Genomic DNA, 17,462 nt, shown 5'->3' with positions numbered 1-17,462 from the left:
CTCCGCAATGCCCGCCTGCCGGGTCCATTCAGGCGTACCGTTGAGATATCCGTCACGTATGGATGAACGTTGGTGGAGGTAATCAGAATGACGGTCTCAACAGTTCTGGCAATTCTGGCGATTGCGGTGGTCGGGACGGTCGCCACGGTGGCGATCTGCCTCGGTCTGCTCAATTGGATGGGCGCGTTCTACGTCGTGCACTGCAAGGAATGCCGGCACCTGACCGGCTCCACGGTGAACGAGCCGTCGGTGTCGTGTCCGCAGTGCCGCCATCCGGTGTTGTTCCACCCGATGTACGCGTCCAAGCACCGGGATGCTCCCGTGCGGGTGCGTGACGACGCCTTGCACTTCTGATTCTGACACCGCGCCACGGACAACCGGCCGGCGACGCCGGCTGTCCAGCAAAGATGACGCTGACGTCACCGCCTCCCTTGACCTGACCCGGTATGGTCGTCAGCGGCTTCAAACCGCCTGCGACCACCGGCCTCAACAAGGCGCCCGCAGCGAACAAGGGAGAATCCGTGACCAAGCGCTCCACCCCGGATGACGCGAGCCGCAAACCTCGAGGCCCCTTCGGCACCGTTCGGCAAACCATCGACCTGCGCGTGTTCGTACCCGCCTCGCTCATCATCTTCGGGCTGGTGCTGTTCGCGGTGGTGTACTCCGGTACGGCGGCCGACGCATTCGGCACGCTCAACGCGGCCGTCACCGACGGCGTGGGCTGGTGGTATGTCCTGGCCACTACGGGCTTCGTCGGCTTCGCGCTGTACTGCGGGATCTCCCGGGTCGGAACCATTCGCCTCGGCGATGACAATGAACGCCCCGAGTTCAGCTTCGTGGCCTGGCTGGCGATGCTGTTCAGCGCCGGGATGGGCATCGGGCTGGTGTTCTACGGCGTCGCCGAACCACTGAGTCACTACGTGACCCCGCCGCCCTCCTCGGGGATCGCCGGCGCCACTGATGCCGCCGCCAACCAGGCCATGGCGTTGACGCTGTTCCACTGGGGTCTGCACGCCTGGGCCATCTATGTGGTGGTCGGGCTCGGCATGGCGTACATGACCTATCGCCGGGGCCGCCCGCTGTCGGTGCGCTGGCTGTTGGAGCCGCTGTTGGGCAAAGAACGCGTGGAGGGCGTGATCGGTCACGCCGTCGACACCGTCGCCATTGTGGGCACCCTGTTCGGGGTCGCCACCTCGCTGGGCTTCGGCATCACCCAGATCGCCGCCGGTCTCGAGTACCTGGGCTGGATCAGCGTGAACAACTGGTGGACGGTCGCGATGATCGCGGCGATCACCGCGTTGGCGACCTTCTCGGTGGTGAGTGGGGTGACTCGCGGACTCAAATGGCTGTCGAACATCAACATGATCCTGGCCGGTTGCCTCGCCGCCTTCGTTTTGCTGTTGGGTCCCACCCTGTTCCTGCTGCAGGCCTGGGTGCAGAACCTCGGCGTCTATGTGCAATCACTGCCCGGACTGATGCTGCGGACCGGTCCCTTCACCGACGGCTCCTGGCTGGGCACATGGACCATCTTCTACTGGGGCTGGTGGATCAGCTGGGCGCCCTTCGTCGGCATGTTCATCGCCCGCATCTCCCGCGGTCGCACCGTTCGCGAGTTCGTGGCGGGGGTGTTGCTCACCCCGACAATCATCGGATCGTTGTGGTTCACCGTGTTCGGGGATTCGGCGATCCTGCGTCAACGCAACGAGGGCACCATGCTCGTCGACGGCGCGGTGGACACCAACACATCGTTGTTCGAACTTCTCAACGGCCTGCCGTTGGCGACCATCACCAGTGTGCTCGCCATGGTGGTGGTCGCATTCTTCTTCATCACCTCATCGGATTCGGGGTCGCTGGTCATCGACATCCTTGCCTCCGGTGGTGAATTGGAAACTCCCAAGATCACGCGCGTTTACTGGGCGTTCCTGCAAGGGCTTGTCGCGGCGGTCCTGTTGATCGTCGGAGGGGCCGGATCCCTGACGGCGTTGCAGACCGCGTCCATTGTCACCGCCGTGCCGTTCTCGATCATCATGGTGATCGCGTGCATCTCGATGCTGCGCGCCTTCCACTACGACCTGGCCACCACTCCCCGGCTGATTCGAGTCTCCACGCCGGAAGGCGTTGCCCCGCCGCCCCAATCGCGGCGGGATGTCTCGGCGACGCTGTCCGGTCTGGTGATGGTCGAGAACATCGCCGCCGGGGCGTACCAGATCTGCCCCGACACCGGGGAGTTGATCATCGCGGACCCGGTCGACCCGTTGGGCGACCACCGACCGGACGAGGGCAACCCCGCTGGGTCCGACGCGCCGAACTGACCGAACGGCACCACTCGAGAGCGGCCACGAACCCGGTACCCGGGATCTCGTGGCCGTTCTCGTTTGCGCACGCATGGTGCCCGACTGACCGAACTCAGAATGGCCTTCCCCTCAGGGTAGCCAATCGGCTATCCTGCCTCAGGTAGCGATTTCGGCTGGGCTATCGGCTTTTACCCACGGCGCCGGTGGCGGCGCGACGATCGCCAGACCGGGCCGGGCAGCGGCGGGTTTACTGACTTTAGTCATATCGGAGGGTGCGGTGCAGATTCTCGAGCAGGTCCAGGACACGCCCCGGGCCGGCAACATCAGGACGCAGTGGATCAGCCTGTGGACCGGGCCGGCCGTGGGCCTCGTGCTGCTGATCGCGGTGCTCGCGTTCCCCGCGTTCTGGCCGCCGATCTCGCCAACCATGCCCGCCGACGAGGTGGCGGCGTTCTATGCGGAGAACACCGCGTGGATTCGCTTCAGCCAGGTGACGTTCAACCTGTGCGGGATCCTGATCCTGCCGTTCTTCATGGTGATCGTGGTGCAGATGAAGCGGATGCGGACGCAAAGCCACGTGTTGGCGTACTGCTATCTGACCGCAATCGTCAGTGGTGCCACCATCTTTGCGCTGTCGAACATCTTCTTCCTGGTGGCGGCGTTCCGGCCGGAACGCAACCCCGAACTGGTGCTGCTGCTCAACGACTTGGCCTGGATCGTGTTCATCGCGCCGGTCGGCATGGTGGTCGCCCAGTTCGCGCTGCTGGCGCTCGCGGTGTACTTCGACGACGGGCCCGACCCGGTGTTTCCCCGCTGGGTGGGCCACTATTCGGTGGCGACGGGGCTCGCGATGATCCCGGCCGCGGGCGCCGCGGTGTTCCAGACCGGGCCCTTGGCCTGGGATGGACTGCTCACGTTCTGGTTGCGCAACGGCGCCTTCGCCGCGTTCGTCATCGTCATGTTCTTCGTACTGCGCCGCGCGGTGCACCGGCAGGCCGTCGACGAGGGCCTGGTGCGATGAGCATCCTGACCCCCAATCGGGACGCCGAGGCACCCACCGAGGCGCCGGGCGGCAAGCCCGACGTCCGCCTGATCACCTGGTTCTTCCCGGCCTGGTACGGGGTCTTCGGCGTCATCATCTGCGTGCTGGCCAGGGTGACCCCGCCCCCGCGACCCGACGTCAGCGACGCCGACAAGGTGGCGTTCTTCGTCTCCAACGGGTTGACCATCCAGATCGGCTTCATGGTGCTGCTGATCCTGCTCGGTGGTGCCGCGATCACCAACGGGCTGGTTGCGTTCCAGATGAAACGCATGTCGTCGGGATCGGTCTTCGCCTACGTCTACATCGGCGGCATGGGGGTGGGAGCCCTACCCGGTTTCCTGCTCGTCGGGGTGTGCTTCCTGACCGCGGCGTTTCGGCCCGACCGCAACCCGGAACACATCAGTCTGCTCTACGACCTCGGGATGCTGTCCTACAACGGATCATTGGGCTGCTTCACGGTGGCCTACCTGGCGCTGGCGATTGCGATCCTCTACGACAAGAACGACGTCTTCCCGAGATGGTTTGCCTACGTGTCGATCTGGCAGGTCGTGACCGAGGTGATCGCCACCCAGATGTTCGTCTTCCAGTCCGGCCCGATGGCCTGGAACGGCTCGCTGGCGTTCTGGTGGGCGGTGGTGGTGTTCACCGTCTGGCTGGGGGCGCTGATCGTGTTGCTCAAGCGGGCCGCCGCGCGCGAACCGCTCGACGCCCCACCCGTGGACTGACCTCGATCGAAGGAAACCTCAGTGACACCCTCCGACTCACCGCCGCCGACGACGCAGGTGCGCGACGCGCCGGCCGCGACCGCTACGCGCCCTGCGCACCTGGCGGGCGGGCTGGACATGTGGGTGATGGTGCTCGGCGATCTCGTCATCTTCGCCGGCTACTTCATCATCTTCATGATCTACCGGAGCATGAATCCCGCGGAGTTCCTCCGGGCGCAGCAACATCTCGACGTCAACATCGGCGTCTTGAACACCGTGATCTTGTTGACCAGTTCATGGTTCATTGCCCGAGCCGTGATGGCGGCCAGGGCCGGACGGCACGTCCAAGCGATCCGGCTGGTGTACGGCGCGGGGATCTGCGGCGTGCTCTTCATGGTGTTCAAGAGCTACGAATGGGCCAGCAAGATCGGCGCCGGCCACACCAACTCCGAGATGTTTTATTCGTTCTACTACGTGATCACCGGTGTCCACCTGCTGCACGTGTTGATCGGGCTTGTCGTGTTGGGCGTGGTCATCCGGGAGTTGCGCAATCCCGGGCGGCGCCGCACCTCGATGGTCGAAACCGGCGCACTGTACTGGCACATGGTGGACCTGCTCTGGGTGATCATCTTCGGCCTGCTCTACGTGATGAGGTGACATGACCACGACATCCGGCACATCGGCCGGCGCGGCGGCCGGGGCGGCAGCCCCCGCCACGACGGCGCGCACCATCAACTTGGCCTGGATTGCGCTGTGCCTCATCACAATCGGATCGTGGTGGCTGGCTCCCGCGCATTTCAAGAACACCGTCGATCCCAGTGTGCCCATCACGGCTCTGGTGCTGCTGCTGACATTCATCAAGTCGCGGCTGGTGATGCGCTACTTCATGGAGGTGCGCACCGCTCCGCAGTGGCTGCGCCGCAGCTGCGATGCGTGGCTGGTGCTGCTGCATCTGTCGGTGTTCGTGATCTACCTGTTCTGAGCGGCTCACCAGCCCCTGCGATGGGGTTGGGAGCCGATCAGCTCGCTGTCCTTGGCGACGTCGCGGCTGCGGTAGACGATGTAGGGCCGGAACAGGTAGGCGATCGGGGCGCTGAACGCGTGCACCAGCCGGGTGAACGGCCACAGGCAGGACAGCACCAGCCCGATCAGCGCATGCAGCTGGAAATACATCGGCGCCTGCACCATCAGATCGCCGCGCGGCTGCAGCACCCAGATGGAGCGGAACCACGGCGACACCGTCTCGCGGTAGTTGTGCTCCTCGCCCACCAGCCCGGAACCCAGGGCGGTGGCGCACAATCCGGCCACGATCGCGGCGACCAGCACCACGTACATCAACTTGTCATTGGCGGTGGTGGCCATGAAGACCGGCCCGGTGGTGCGGCGTCGGTAGATCAGCAGCGTGATGCCGAGCAGCGTGGACACCCCGGCGATCGTGCCGAGCAGCACCGCCTGCACGTGGTAGGCGTGCTGGCTCAAGCCCACCGCCTGGGTCCAGGACTGCGGTATCACCAACCCGATGAAGTGGCCGGCGATCACCACCAGGATGCCGAAGTGGAACATCGGGCTGCCGATGCGCAGCAGGCGCGATTCGTACAGCTGTGAAGACCGGGTGGTCCAGCCGAACTTGTCGTACCGGTAGCGCCACCAACTGCCCACGACGACGACGGCCAGCGTCACATAGGGGATGGCGTCCCAGAAGATCTCACCCATGTCCGGCACCTTCCGTAGTGCGCCGCGGCGGCACGGTCAACGTGAACGGCTGCAGGCCGACCGCCTCGGCGGGCGGGCCGGCCTGGGCGAGGCGCTGGGCCCGCTGCACCTCCTGGTCGGTGGCCCGGGGCAGCGTGGTACACACCGCGGCCACCACGTGGGCATACACCGAGCCGGATTCGGCCAGAGACTCCTGCAGCACCTCGATGGGCACCCGATGCTCGGCCAGCAGCCGACGCCCGGCCACCGGGTCGACCCTGGCCGCGAACTCGAGCACAACCGGAAGATGATCGGGCGCCTCCGATTTCGGAGCCTGGGCCCCGGAGTTCCGGTAAGCGGTGACGAACGCGAGCATCGCCACGCCACGGTTGCGGGTATCGCCGGCGGTCCAGTAGGTCAGGTACATCGTGGAGCGCCGGCGCAGGTCGAAGGTGGCCACGTACTCCTCGGCGGCCTGCCGCGGGGCCAGCGCGCTGAGCTCGGTGTGGGCGAGCGCGAGCAACTCCCGGGCCGGGCCGTGGAGGTGGGTCAGCAGGTCGGCGACGGTATCCAACTGCCGGGCCCAATCCTCGTCGGGGTAGGCCAGCAGCAGCGAGGCGGTCTGCCACACCACCCGATCCCGCCGGGTGGTGTCGCCGCCGCGGTTCAGCAGTTTCATGTGTCGCCCCCGTCCGGGAACATTCCCGCCGGCACCCCGCGGCCGTCCCAGTTGAGCAGGTTCATCCGGGACGGCCGCTCGGCGTTGGCCGCCATGCCCTCGGAGGTCTGCCGATGCTGGAGGGCATGGAACGTCTCGACCGCGACCGCCACCGGCCCGCCGCTGGCCTCTCCGAACGGGCCGGACTCGTACATGCCGGGCCCGCCGTCGAAGTCCAGCGAACAGCCGGGCTCCTCGAAATTCTGCACCGAGGGGGCATAGGCGCTGGGAATCACATACCGCTCGTCGTATTTCGCGATCGCGAGCAGGCGGTACATGTTGTACATCTGTTCCTCGGTCAGACCGACCGACTCCGGAATGTGCGGCTGGGTGTCCCGCCCCAGGTTGATGTCGCGCATGTAGGACCGCATGGCGGCCAGCTTGCGCAGCACCGCCTCGACCGGGGCGGTGTCCCCGGCGGTGAACAACCCGGCCAGGTACTCGATGGGGATGCGCAGCGATTCCAACGCCCCGAACAGGTTGCCCAGGTCCTCGCCGTCGTGGCCGTCGCGGCTGACGGCGTCGACCACCGGCGACAGCGGCGGGATGTACCAGACCATCGGCATGGTGCGGTATTCCGGATGCAGCGGTAGCGCCACCTTGTAGGTGTTGATCAGGGCATAGATCGGCGAGCGCTGGGCGGCCTCGATCCACTCGTCGGAGATCCCCTCCGCGCGCGCGCCGGCGATCACCTGGGGATCGCTGGGGTCCAACAGGATTTGCCGCTGCGCCTCGTAGAGGTCCTTGTCGTCGGGGACCGACGCGGCTTCGAGCACCCGGTCGACGTCGTAGAGGACCAGTCCCAGGTAACGCAACCGGCCCACGCAGGTCTCCGAGCACACCGTCGGCAACCCGACCTCGATCCGCGGATAGCACAGCGTGCACTTCTCGGCCTTGCCGGTCTTGTGGTTGAAATAGACCTTCTTGTAAGGACATCCGGACACACACATCCGCCATCCCCGGCACTTGTCCTGGTCGACCAGCACAATGCCATCCTCGCTGCGCTTGTACATCGCGCCGGACGGGCAGGACGCGACACACGACGGGTTGAGGCAGTGCTCGCAGATCCGGGGTAGATAGAACATGAAGGTCTCTTCGAGTTCCAGCTTGATGCGCTCACTGACCTGCTTGAGCACCGGGTCGTGCGGCACGATCTCCGGCGACCCGCCCAGGTCGTCGTCCCAGTTCGCCGACCAGGACACCTTCATCGGTTTGCCGCTGATCAGGCTGCGCGGCGGCGCGACCGGCATGTGCTCACCCAGCGGTGCCGAGGTCAGGTTCTCGTAGTCGTACGTCCACGGCTCGTAGTAGTCGTCGATCGACGGCAACTTCGGGTTGGAGAAGATCCGCAGCAGCTTGGCCAGCCGTCCGCCGTCGCGTAACCGCAGCCGGCCCTTCCGATCCCGGATCCAGCCGCCGCGCCACCGCTCCTGATCCTCGTAGGTGCGCGGATACCCGATGCCGGGGCGGGTTTCGACGTTGTTGAACCAGACGTACTCGGTGCCGGCGCGGTTGGTCCAGGCCTGCTTGCACGTCACCGAGCAGGTGTGGCAGCCGATGCACTTGTCGAGGTTCATCACCATCGCCATCTGCGCCATGACTTTCATCGGATCCCCCGCATCAGTAGTGGACGTCCTGCGAGCGACGGCGGACCACCGTCACCTCATCGCGTTGATTGCCGGTGGGTCCCAGATAGTTGAACGCGAACGCCGTCTGCGCATACCCACCCGCCAGGTGGCTGGGCTTGATCAGCAGCCGGGTCAGCGAATTGTGAATGCCGCCACGGGTGCCGGTGGTCTCGGTGAGCGGTACGTCGATGGTGCGCTCCTGCGCGTGATAGACGAACACCACGCCGTCGGGCATCCGGTGGCTCACAATCGCGCGGCACACCACGACGCCGTTGCGGTTGACCGCCTCCACCCAGTCGTTGTCCTGGACCTCGATCTTCTCGGCGTCGCGTGGGCTCATCCACATCGTCGGCCCGCCGCGCGACAGCGACAGCATGAACAGGTTGTCCTGGTACTCGGAGTGGATGGACCACTTCGAGTGCGGTGTCAGATATCTGACGGTGAGGCCGAGGCCGTCCCGGGCGCCGACCGCGGGCTCGCCGAACAGGCGGGCCATGTCCAGCGGCGGCCGGTAGATGGGCAGTTGTTCGCCGAGTTCTTCGATCCAATCGTGATCGAGGTAGAAGTGCATCCGGCCGGTCAACGTGTGAAAGGGCTTGAGGTGCTCGATGTTCACCGTGAACGGTGCGTAGCGGCGACCGCCGGTCTCGCTGCCCGACCATTCCGCGCTGGTGATCACCGGCACGGGCTGGACCTGGGTGTCGGCATAGGTGATGCGCCGCTCCTCGCTGCCCTCGGCGAGGTGCACCAGGTCGCGGCCGGTGCGGTGCTCGAGTTCACGGAATCCCTGCACCGCCAGCCGGCCGTTGGAGGTACCCGAGAGCGCCAGGATGACGTCGGCCATGCGTTCGGCCGTGGTGATCGCGGGCCGGCCCTGCCCAGCACCGGAATCGAGGACGCCGAACTTGGCAGCCAACTGCTGCACCTCGACGTCCGGGCGGGTGGTGACGCCCTTGGTGGTCAAACCCAGCCGCTCGGTCAACGGTCCCAGCGTCGACCATTTGTCGGCGATGGCGGCGTAGTCGCGCTCCACCACGGCGATCGGTCCCATGGTCTTACCCGGTACCGGGGTCTGGCCCGTGGTGCGCCAATCCTGTTCGGCACCACCGGGATAGGCCATTGCGCCCGGCGTATCGTGTTGCAGCGTACCGAGCACCACATCGGTGCGGGTGCCGAGGTGACGCGCGGCCAGCTTGCTGAACGCGCGGGCGACGGCACCGAAGGCGTCGAAGTCGGACCGGGTCTCCCACGGCGGGTCGATCGCGGGACTGAACGCATGCACATACGGATGCATGTCGGTGCTCGACAAGTCCGCTTTCTCGTACCAGGTGGCCGCCGGCAACACCACGTCGGAGAGCAACGTGGTCGAGGTCATCCGGAAGTCGATTGACATCAACATGTCCAGCTTGCCCTCGGGAATGTCCTCGGGCCACGCCACATCTTTGGGCCGCAACGCCTCCGGGGTCGGGGACGCCTGCAGGTTCGAGGTGGTCCCCAACAGATGACGCAGGAAGTACTCGTTGCCCTTGCTCGAGGACCCCAACAGGTTGGCCCGCCAGACGTTGAGCACCCGCGGCCAGTTCTTCGGGTTGTCCGGATCGGTGACGGCCAGCTGCAATGCCCCCGAACCGAGTTGCTCGGCCACGTATTCGGCGACGTCGCGGCCCGCCGCGCTCGCCTCGTCGGCGACGTCCAGGCTGGAGCGGTCGAACTGCGGGAAGAACGGACTCCACCCCATTGCCGTCGCGGAGGCCAACACGTCCATGGTGTGCCGCCCGCGGAACCGGCCCCGGCCCAGCGGGCTGGCCAGCGCGTCCGCGCGGTAGCCGTCGTAGCGCCACTGTCCGGTGTGGGCATACCAATAGGACGTGCCGGCCATCTGGCGCGGCGGCCGCGACCAGTCGGTCGCCATGGCCATGGTCGCCCAGCCGGTGACCGGGCGGCACTTCTCCTGCCCCACATAGTGCGCCCAGCCGCCGCCGTTGCGACCCATCGAACCGGTCAGCAGCAGCAGCGCGAGCACGGCCCGGTAGGTGGCGTCACCGTGGAACCATTGGCAGATGCCGGCGCCCATGATGATCATCGACCGGCCGCCGGATTCCTCGGCGCTGCGAGCGAACTCGCGGACAATGCGGATGGCCTGGCCGGCCGATACCCCGGTGATCGGTTCCTGCCAGGCGGGGGTGTACGGGTGCTCGGCGTCGTCGTAGCCGGTCGGCCAGTCGCCCGGCAGCCCCGGCCGGTGCACACCGTACTGCGCCAGCATCAAATCGAAGACCGTGCACACCCGGTACTCCCCGACCCGCCGCACCGGGACGCCGCGCACCAGCGTCTCGCCGTGACCATCGAGGGTGTCGAACCGCGGCAACGCGACAGCGGCGCTCTCGCCCCCGTCGCGCGCCACCGTCAGCGCGGGCACCACGTCGCCCAAGTCGAGGTTCCACTGCCCCACGCCCTCGTCGCCGTACCGGAAACCCAGTGACCCTCGCGGCACCACCACCGAGTCGGTGGCCCCGTCGAGCAGGGCGGGCTTGAAGGCGGCGTTCTCCTGGCTCGCGACATCGCCGCCCAGATCGGCGGCGGTCAGATTCTTGCCGGGCACCAGGGTGCCGTCGCGCTCTTCCAGCTTGACCAGGAACGGCAGGTCCGTGAACTGGCGCACATAGTCGACGAAGAATGGAACGCGTTGGCGGACAAAGAACTCCGTCAACAAGACGTGGCCCATGGCCATCGCGAGGGCGCCGTCGGTCCCGGCCGCACACGGCATCCATTCGTCGGCGAACTTCGTGTTGTCGGCGTAGTCGGGACTGACCGCCACCACCTTGGTGCCCCGGTAGCGCACCTCGGCCATCCAGTGCGCGTCCGGGGTCCGGGTCACCGGGACGTTGGACCCCCACATCATCAGATATGCGGCGTCCCACCAGTCGCCGGATTCCGGGACGTCGGTCTGATCGCCGAACACCTGCGGGGAGGCCACCGGAAGGTCGGCGTACCAGTCGTAAAACGAGGTCATGACCCCGCCGATGAGTTCGACGAAGCGGGACCCCGCCGCGTGCGAGACCATCGACATCGCCGGGATCGGCGAGAACCCGGCCACCCGGTCGGGGCCGTAGGTCTTGATGGTGTGCACATGGGCCGCCGCGATCATCTCGGTGGCCTCGGCCCAGCCGACCCGCAGCAGACCACCCTTGCCACGGGCCTGCTGATATCGGCGGCGACGCTCCGGATCGGCCTGAATGTCGGCCCACGCCAACACCGGATCGCCGAGGCGCGACTTGGCCTCGCGGTACATCTCGACCAGCACGCCGCGGGCGTACGGGTAGCGCACCCGCGTCGGCGAGTAGGTGTACCAGGAAAACGCCGCACCCCGCGGGCAGCCCCGCGGTTCGTACTCGGGGCGGTCGGGACCCACCGAGGGATAGTCGGTCTCCTGGGTCTCCCAGGTGATGATGCCGTCTTTGACATACACCTTCCACGAACAGGATCCGGTGCAGTTGACGCCGTGGGTGGAGCGCACCACCTTGTCATGGCTCCACCGGTCGCGGTAGAAGATGTCGCCCTCGCGACCGCCCTGGCGGGTGACGGTGCGCAGATCCTCGGAGAATTGGCCCGGGGTGAAGAAGCGGCCGCTGCGCGCCAGCAGTTCTTCGAGCCGACCCCCGATATGCGTGGTCATGATGCCTCCCGCTGCGGTTCACGATTGTGCAGGAAAACCGCCGTGTACGTCAGCGCGGCCAAGGCGGTGACGACCAGCAGCAGCAGGCCCACGGTGTAATGATTCGCGTCGGCGTTGTAGGTGGCGCCCATCACCAGCGGTGGGAAATAGCCACCCAAACCTCCTGCCGCAGCCACGATTCCGGTGACCGAGCCGACCGACTTCGCCGGCGCCCGGCCCGCCACCCAGGCGAACACGCCGCCGGTGCCGATACCGAGGAAGACCGCCAGCAGCGTGAAACTGACGGCCGACCAGAAGTCCGCCGGCGGCTGGAAGACCTCGATGAACGCCATCACCGCGGTGCCGGCCAGGGACCCGAGCACCACCACCTTCGGTGGAATGCGGTCGGCCAGCGCGCCACCGATCGGCCGGGCGAGTACCGCTGCCAATGCGAACGCCGCCGTGCGGGCGCCGGCATCCACCGCGCCGAACCCGTAGATGGCCCGGATGTAGGTCGGCAGGTAGTTGCTGAAGGCGACGAAACCGCCGAAGACCACCGCGTAAAGGAACGACATCTCCCAGGTGACCCGAAGTTTGCTGGCGGCCAACAACTTCGGCACTACCGGGTCGGTGTTGGGTTGGAAGTTCGACGAGTTGCGCAGCATGAGGTAGCCCAGCAGCCCGGTGAGCGCCAACGCCGCCGCGATGATGACATGCGTTGCCATCAGCCCGAACCAGCCGACGAGTCGCGGCGTGAAGAACGCCGACAACGCGGTACCCACCATGCCGGCGCCGAACACTCCGGTGGCGAAGCCGCGCCGCGACGCGTCGAACCAATTGTTCGCAAAGGGGATACCGACGGCGAAGATCGTGCCCGCGATGCCGAGGAAGAAGCCGAACAGCAGCAACAGCGGATAGGAACCGATACTGCCCGCGAAGCCGACCGCGAGCACCGGCAGGATCGAGGCGAGGGTCACCGCGATCAACATGAACCGGCCGCCGAACCGATCGGTCAGCGGACCGCTGGCGAGCCGACCCAGCGAGCCCACCAGGATCGGCGTGGCGACCAGCATTGAGGTCTCGGTGGCGCTGAGCGACAAATCCGCGGCATAGGTGGTGGACATCGGGCCGATGAGATTCCAGGCCCAGAAGTTGATCGTCGAAATCCAAGTCGCCAGCGCGAGGTTCACGCCTTGCCCGGCGTAAGTGGACGACGGGGCTGCCGCGGTCACCTGTTCAGGTAAGCACCCTCCGCCGGACCCCGGGTGAGGTTTGGCGAAAATCTTTGCGCCAAATCAGTGACCGCACACACCGCGTTCAGCAGCACTGACCCAGCGCCACCGTCAGGTCCGGCAACCACGCGGTGTCGGCCGGGACCCAGGCCAGTGAGTGCAACTCCGAGGACGACACCCAGCGCAGCGCCCGGTGGTCGTGCGGCTGGACGTCGCCCGAGGTCAAGGTGACGCGGTAGGCGCGCAACGCCATCGTCTCGCCCAGCGGCACCTCGGCACCCAGCCGGGCGCCGACGGCCACCCGCACGCCGAGTTCCTCGCGCAGTTCCCGGATCAGCGCCTCGGCATCACTCTCGCCGGGCGCGACCTTGCCGCCGGGCAGTTCCCAGAGACCGGCCAGGGCCGACGGCCGGTCACGTTGGGCCACCAGCAGGGCACCGTCGGCGATCAGGGCGCCGGCGACAACGATCTGAACCGCCATGATCCAGAGACGGTATACCGTCGAAGTATGGCTGTGTTAACCGATGAACAAGTGGACGCCGCCGCCAAGGACCTCGACGGTTGGCAACGATCGGACGGGGCGCTGCGCCGTTCGATCAAATTCGGGTCGTTTCTCGACGGGATCGACGCGGTGCGGCGGGTCGCCGAGCACGCCGAATCCGAGGATCACCACCCCGATATCGACATCCGCTGGCGGACCGTGACTTTCGCGCTGGTGACGCATTCGGCGGGCGGAATCACCGACAAGGATGTCGCTATGGCGCGCGATATCGACTCGATCGTCGGCCGCCCGGAAACCTGAGTCGCAGCGCCGCGATCCAGCACATCGTCGCCACCGTGGCCACGGTGTAAACCAGCCCTGCCCAGGCCAGATACCACGGGCGGCCGACCTCCCAGATGCTCGGCTGGGCGAAGCTGAGCAGCCACGGCACCCCGATCAGCGTCAGGGCGAGCCAGCCCCATCCGAGCAGTCGCGCCTCGCGCAGAAACCGGTACGGACCTTGGACAAGCCAGATCATCAGCGGTAGCAGCCACACCCAGTGGTGGGTCCAGGAGATCGGTGACAGCAGCAGCCCGAACAGTTGCACCACCACGATCAAACCCAGCCGGTCGGGCTCGCCCGGCGCTGCGGCCACCGACCGCCAGGCCAGCCAGGCCACCACGGCCGTCACCGCGATGGCCCCCAACACCAGCGGCCCGTACTCGGCGTCGTGACCCAGGATGCGCGAAATGCCGCCCCGCCACGATTGATTGAACGACGTGCCCACCGGGCCCACCCGATCCGCGTCACCGAGCAGATCGGTGAAGTAGTACCGCGCCTGCTCGCCCACGATCAGCAGCGCCACCCCCACCGTGGCGAAGAAGACGACGGCGGCGAACGCGGCCGCTCCCCATCGGCGCACGCCCACGAAGTACAGCCCGCCGACGGCCGGGGTCAGCTTGACGCCGGCGGCCAGCCCGAGCAACAGACCCGAGAGCCACCATCTGCTGCTGTACACCGCGCACAGCACGCACAGCACCAGCAACACGTTGACCTGCCCGTAGTCGAACGTGCTGCGCAACGGTTCGGTCCAGATCCCCACCGCGGTCCACAGCATCGCGCTGCGGCGACCGCCGATGAGGCCGAGTAGCCGCTGGCTGATCCGCACCACCCCGTAGAGCGCGGCCATGATGCCCAGCGTCCACCCCAAAGCCACCACCTCGAACGGCAGCAATGTCAGGGGATAGAACACCACCGCGGCGAAGGGCGGGTAGGTGAACGGCAGCGGGAAGTCCGGCGTCTGCTCGGCGTAGACGTAGCCGTAGAGCGTGCCGGGGACGTCGAGCGCCTGCGCGCCGCCGATGTAGACGTGCAGATCCACGAAGTTGGCCCCGGTGGGCACCAGATACGTCCACGCCAACCGCGCGGCGATGCTGACCAGCAACAGCACGGGAGCCAGGCGCAGCAGCGTTGCCCGCGGGTTCTTCACAAGTGTGTCGATCGGCCGACTTTAACGTCTGGGCTCGGGTTTCGGACGGCCCGGTGGGCCGGGACGGGCCCGCCGGCGAACCGCACTGAGGGGTGAATTCGACGCGAACCGCCCCGGACCTCCCGGGGCGGACCCTGCGGTGTCAGCCGACTCTCGCTTCGATAACGGTCGCATAAATGCCACACGTGTCACTTGAGTCTCATCAGTAACACCGTAGCTTCGGCTTCAACCGCATGAAGCAAGGGATTGGGAGCCATGTCAGGAATCAGAAGCGCGTTGTCCACCACCGCAATCGTCGTCGGCGCCGGCGCCGCACTGTTGACCGGCGGGATCGCCAAAGCCGACCCCGTCGCCCCGGCACCGCCAGTTCCGGCGCCGAACGTGCCGGGTCTGAGCATGGTGGAGCAGTTCGTCGACCCGGCCAAGGCTCCGCAGCTGCTGCAGAACGCCGCGTCGATCCTCACCGGCACCCCGGCCACCCCGGCGGCGCCGGCCGCCCCGCCGCCGGTGGCCACCGCCTCCGTGAATCTGCCGCAGCAGCTGCCGGGCATGCCCGCCACGGCCCCGACGGTGCCCGCCAGCACCCTGCCGGGCATGCCGGCCACGCCGGCGGTGCCGCAGCCCGGTGCCGAGATCACGCTGCCGCAGGTCCCCGGGCTTCCGGTGCCGCTACCCCAGCAGGTGTCCTTCCCGGGTGACCTGGTCGGGCTGCTGCCCGGCGGCTTCTCCGCCATGACGCCGGCCCAGGCCGCCGCCACCGCGGCGGGCACGCCGTCGGCAGCCGCACCGGCCACCGCCCCGGCGCTGGCCTCGCTGTTCCCCACCGCCGCACTGCCCTGATCGCGCCACGCTGACTCCTCGAGGATTGGACTCCCCCATGTCGCAGACCCGGAACCTGCTCGCCACGTTGGTCGTCGGCTCGACGGTCGCGCTGACGTTCGCCGGTGTCGCCGCCGCCGAACCCGCCGCGCCGGCACCGCTGCCCATCGACGGCCTGCAGGCTCCGGGTCTGTCGGCAATGCAGAGCCTGAGCCCAGCGATTCAGCAGGCCGCGGGCGATCCGTCCAACGCCGCCCAGATGCTGATGGCCGCCGCGTCGGCCTTCACCCAGAACGGCGACGCGCCGGCGGAGACCCATAATCTGGCCGCGGCGGTGAGCCAGTTCGTCTCGGATCCGCCCGGGGCGCTGGCCCCCGCTCCCGCAGCCGGTGTCCCGCACACCCCACCGGCCGGTGTGGTGCCCGGTGCCGCGGCGCACCTGGCACCCGGCATCGATCCGGCCCACGCCGTCGGTCCCGCGATCGAAGCCGTCCCCGCGGCCGCACCGGCACCCGAAGCGGCGCCGGCCCCGGCTCCCGAGGCCGCCGCGCCGCCGCCGGCACCCGCCCCCGAGGCGCCTGCCCCGGCACCCGCCGCGGCACCCGAGGGCGCCGCCGTCTTCGGCCCGGACGCCCCGGTGAAGCAAGACTTCCTGTATCCGTCGATCGGCAACGGATGCCTGCCCGACGGGGGCAACTCGATCGCTACCGCGATCTCGGTCGCCGGACCGGCGACCATCCCGACACCGGGACCCGGCCCCGGTCAGACCGCCTACGTGTTCACCGCCGTCGGCACCTCGGCACCGGCCGACGAGCAGAAGCTGCCGCTCAACGTCACCTGGGTCAACCTCACCACCGGCAAGTCCGGCAGCGCGACGCTCGAACCGCGCGACGACATCAACCCGGCGGGACCGACCACGCTCACGGCCATCGCCGACACCGGATCCGGCAGCATCATGTCGACGATCTTCGGTCAGGTCACCACCGTCGACACGCAGTGCCAGTTCATGCCGACCATCGGTTCCTCGGTCGTCCCCTGATCCCGGGCTGCCTGCGCGAGCGGCCATCTAGGTACGCGACACGCCGGGCGCGGTGTACCCAGGTGAGCGCTCGTCGTCAGGCCTTGGCTTTGGCGTCCTTGGCTTGGGCCTTCATCTTTTTCTTGTAGCTGCGCACCTGACCCAGCGACTCGGCGTCCAGCACATCGGCCACCGACATATGGGTGCCGGCCTTGCCGTAATCGCCGGCCGCTGCCCGCCACCCCGGCGCGGTCAGGCCGTACTGCTTGCCCAGCAGCGCCAGGAAGATGCGGGCCTTCTGATCGCCGAATCCGGGCAGCCGCTTGAGCCGCAGCAGCAACTCGCGGCCGTCGGGGTTGCCCTCGGTCCACACTGCCGCGGCGCCGCCGTCGTACTCGTCGACGATGATGCGGGCCAGGTCCTGGATCCGCTTGGACATCGAACCCGGAAACCGGTGCACCGCAGGAGTTTCGGCGCACAGCGCGGCGAACTTCTCCGGGTCGTATTCGGCGATCACGCGCGCGTCGAGTTCACCGATGCGGTCGGCGATCTTCTTGGGGCCGGCGAACGCCACTTCCATGGGTATCTGTTGATCGAGCAGCATCCCGATCAGCAGGGCCAGCGGGTTGGATTCCAGCAGCGCATCCGCCGCGGGATCTTGAGCGAGCTGCAGGTTTGCCATGCCTGCAG

The 17,462-nt window shown here is 67.4% G+C and carries 17 protein-coding genes; 9 read left to right on the top strand and 8 right to left on the bottom strand.

Annotated elements, in window-relative coordinates; genetic code table 11:
- Window positions 1-87: 87 nt before the first annotated feature.
- The 6 genes from RCP80_RS05530 (at window position 88) to RCP80_RS05505 (ending at window position 5,022) form a co-directional block, all read left to right on the top strand.
- Window positions 88-354: a hypothetical protein gene (locus tag RCP80_RS05530; protein WP_308481380.1), complete on the top strand. Its 267-nt coding sequence runs from the start codon at window positions 88-90 to the stop codon at window positions 352-354.
- A 239-nt stretch (window positions 355-593) separates the two neighbouring features.
- Window positions 594-2,312 carry a BCCT family transporter gene (locus RCP80_RS05525; RefSeq protein ID WP_308482714.1) on the top strand — a complete coding sequence of 573 codons (1,719 nt, stop codon included), beginning with the start codon at window positions 594-596 and terminating at the stop codon, window positions 2,310-2,312.
- A 259-nt stretch (window positions 2,313-2,571) separates the two neighbouring features.
- Entirely contained in the window at window positions 2,572-3,315 is a 744-nt protein-coding gene (locus tag RCP80_RS05520) for a hypothetical protein (protein ID WP_308481379.1), read from the top strand.
- Window positions 3,312-4,061: a hypothetical protein gene (locus RCP80_RS05515; RefSeq protein WP_308481378.1), complete on the top strand. Its 750-nt coding sequence runs from the start codon at window positions 3,312-3,314 to the stop codon at window positions 4,059-4,061. The genes RCP80_RS05520 and RCP80_RS05515 overlap by 4 nt, the downstream gene beginning before the upstream one ends.
- A 117-nt stretch (window positions 4,062-4,178) precedes the next feature.
- Window positions 4,179-4,697, top strand: a complete 519-nt coding sequence (locus tag RCP80_RS05510) for a cytochrome c oxidase subunit 3 family protein (RefSeq protein WP_308482713.1) — start codon at window positions 4,179-4,181, stop codon at window positions 4,695-4,697.
- 1 nt (window position 4,698) lies between these two features.
- Complete coding sequence (locus RCP80_RS05505) at window positions 4,699-5,022, top strand: cytochrome C oxidase subunit IV family protein (protein ID WP_308481377.1); 324 nt, start codon at window positions 4,699-4,701, stop codon at window positions 5,020-5,022.
- 5 nt (window positions 5,023-5,027) lie between these two features.
- Here RCP80_RS05505 and narI read toward each other — a convergent pair whose 3' ends face one another.
- The 6 genes from narI to RCP80_RS05475 all read right to left on the bottom strand — a co-directional run bounded on the left by narI (window position 5,028) and on the right by RCP80_RS05475 (window position 13,446).
- Window positions 5,028-5,753 carry a respiratory nitrate reductase subunit gamma gene (narI, locus tag RCP80_RS05500; protein ID WP_308481376.1) on the bottom strand — a complete coding sequence of 242 codons (726 nt, stop codon included), beginning with the start codon at window positions 5,751-5,753 and terminating at the stop codon, window positions 5,028-5,030.
- Window positions 5,746-6,411 (bottom strand): nitrate reductase molybdenum cofactor assembly chaperone, encoded by a 666-nt coding sequence (narJ, locus tag RCP80_RS05495; RefSeq protein ID WP_308481375.1) that lies wholly within the window; start codon window positions 6,409-6,411, stop codon window positions 5,746-5,748. The genes narI and narJ overlap by 8 nt, the downstream gene beginning before the upstream one ends.
- Window positions 6,408-8,057, bottom strand: a complete 1,650-nt coding sequence (gene narH, locus RCP80_RS05490; RefSeq protein WP_308481374.1) for a nitrate reductase subunit beta — start codon at window positions 8,055-8,057, stop codon at window positions 6,408-6,410. Before narH ends, narJ begins: the two co-directional genes overlap by 4 nt.
- A gap of 13 nt (window positions 8,058-8,070) precedes the next feature.
- Entirely contained in the window at window positions 8,071-11,754 is a 3,684-nt protein-coding gene (locus RCP80_RS05485) for a nitrate reductase subunit alpha (protein WP_308481373.1), read from the bottom strand.
- On the bottom strand, window positions 11,751-12,965 hold the full coding sequence (locus RCP80_RS05480; protein WP_308481372.1) for an MFS transporter: 1,215 nt from the start codon (window positions 12,963-12,965) through the stop codon (window positions 11,751-11,753). Before RCP80_RS05480 ends, RCP80_RS05485 begins: the two co-directional genes overlap by 4 nt.
- An 85-nt stretch (window positions 12,966-13,050) precedes the next feature.
- A complete protein-coding gene (locus RCP80_RS05475) occupies window positions 13,051-13,446 on the bottom strand; it encodes a (deoxy)nucleoside triphosphate pyrophosphohydrolase (RefSeq protein WP_308481371.1) in 396 nt (131 codons plus the stop codon).
- Window positions 13,447-13,473: 27 nt separating this feature from the next.
- On the opposite strand from RCP80_RS05475, the gene RCP80_RS05470 reads away from it, so the two are divergent.
- Window positions 13,474-13,767 carry a 4a-hydroxytetrahydrobiopterin dehydratase gene (locus tag RCP80_RS05470; RefSeq protein WP_308481370.1) on the top strand — a complete coding sequence of 98 codons (294 nt, stop codon included), beginning with the start codon at window positions 13,474-13,476 and terminating at the stop codon, window positions 13,765-13,767.
- Here the strand turns inward: RCP80_RS05470 and RCP80_RS05465 are convergent.
- Window positions 13,721-14,935 carry a mannosyltransferase gene (locus tag RCP80_RS05465; RefSeq protein WP_308481369.1) on the bottom strand — a complete coding sequence of 405 codons (1,215 nt, stop codon included), beginning with the start codon at window positions 14,933-14,935 and terminating at the stop codon, window positions 13,721-13,723. The genes RCP80_RS05470 and RCP80_RS05465 overlap by 47 nt on opposite strands.
- A gap of 255 nt (window positions 14,936-15,190) precedes the next feature.
- Here RCP80_RS05465 and RCP80_RS05460 point away from each other — a divergent pair, with 255 nt between their 5' ends.
- Window positions 15,191-15,775, top strand: coding sequence for a hypothetical protein (locus RCP80_RS05460; protein WP_308481368.1), 585 nt, complete (start codon window positions 15,191-15,193; stop codon window positions 15,773-15,775).
- A 37-nt stretch (window positions 15,776-15,812) separates the two neighbouring features.
- On the top strand, window positions 15,813-16,793 hold the full coding sequence (locus RCP80_RS05455) for an Rv1157c family protein (RefSeq protein ID WP_308481367.1): 981 nt from the start codon (window positions 15,813-15,815) through the stop codon (window positions 16,791-16,793).
- Window positions 16,794-16,869: 76 nt separating this feature from the next.
- Here RCP80_RS05455 and RCP80_RS05450 read toward each other — a convergent pair whose 3' ends face one another.
- Complete coding sequence (locus tag RCP80_RS05450; RefSeq protein ID WP_308481366.1) at window positions 16,870-17,454, bottom strand: HhH-GPD-type base excision DNA repair protein; 585 nt, start codon at window positions 17,452-17,454, stop codon at window positions 16,870-16,872.
- Window positions 17,455-17,462 lie beyond the last annotated feature (8 nt).

The organism is Mycolicibacterium sp. MU0053, from assembly GCF_963378095.1.
Taxonomy (GTDB): Bacteria; Actinomycetota; Actinomycetes; order Mycobacteriales; family Mycobacteriaceae; genus Mycobacterium; species Mycobacterium burgundiense.
This window is presented reverse-complemented; position numbering and strand designations above follow the sequence as displayed.

Excerpts from the sequence above, each read along its gene's own strand:
- RCP80_RS05530 (WP_308481380.1), top strand. The coding sequence starts at position 88 with ATGACGGTCTCAACAGTTCTGGCAATTCTGGCGATTGCGGTGGTCGGG.
- RCP80_RS05515 (WP_308481378.1), top strand. The coding sequence starts at position 3,312 with ATGAGCATCCTGACCCCCAATCGGGACGCCGAGGCACCCACCGAGGCG.
- RCP80_RS05510 (WP_308482713.1), top strand. The coding sequence starts at position 4,179 with ATGTGGGTGATGGTGCTCGGCGATCTCGTCATCTTCGCCGGCTACTTC.
- RCP80_RS05505 (WP_308481377.1), top strand. The coding sequence starts at position 4,699 with ATGACCACGACATCCGGCACATCGGCCGGCGCGGCGGCCGGGGCGGCA.
- narI (WP_308481376.1), bottom strand. The coding sequence starts at position 5,753 with ATGGGTGAGATCTTCTGGGACGCCATCCCCTATGTGACGCTGGCCGTC.
- narJ (WP_308481375.1), bottom strand. The coding sequence starts at position 6,411 with ATGAAACTGCTGAACCGCGGCGGCGACACCACCCGGCGGGATCGGGTG.
- narH (WP_308481374.1), bottom strand. The coding sequence starts at position 8,057 with ATGAAAGTCATGGCGCAGATGGCGATGGTGATGAACCTCGACAAGTGC.
- RCP80_RS05485 (WP_308481373.1), bottom strand. The coding sequence starts at position 11,754 with ATGACCACGCATATCGGGGGTCGGCTCGAAGAACTGCTGGCGCGCAGC.
- RCP80_RS05475 (WP_308481371.1), bottom strand. The coding sequence starts at position 13,446 with ATGGCGGTTCAGATCGTTGTCGCCGGCGCCCTGATCGCCGACGGTGCC.
- RCP80_RS05470 (WP_308481370.1), top strand. The coding sequence starts at position 13,474 with ATGGCTGTGTTAACCGATGAACAAGTGGACGCCGCCGCCAAGGACCTC.
- RCP80_RS05460 (WP_308481368.1), top strand. The coding sequence starts at position 15,191 with ATGTCAGGAATCAGAAGCGCGTTGTCCACCACCGCAATCGTCGTCGGC.
- RCP80_RS05455 (WP_308481367.1), top strand. The coding sequence starts at position 15,813 with ATGTCGCAGACCCGGAACCTGCTCGCCACGTTGGTCGTCGGCTCGACG.
- RCP80_RS05450 (WP_308481366.1), bottom strand. The coding sequence starts at position 17,454 with ATGGCAAACCTGCAGCTCGCTCAAGATCCCGCGGCGGATGCGCTGCTG.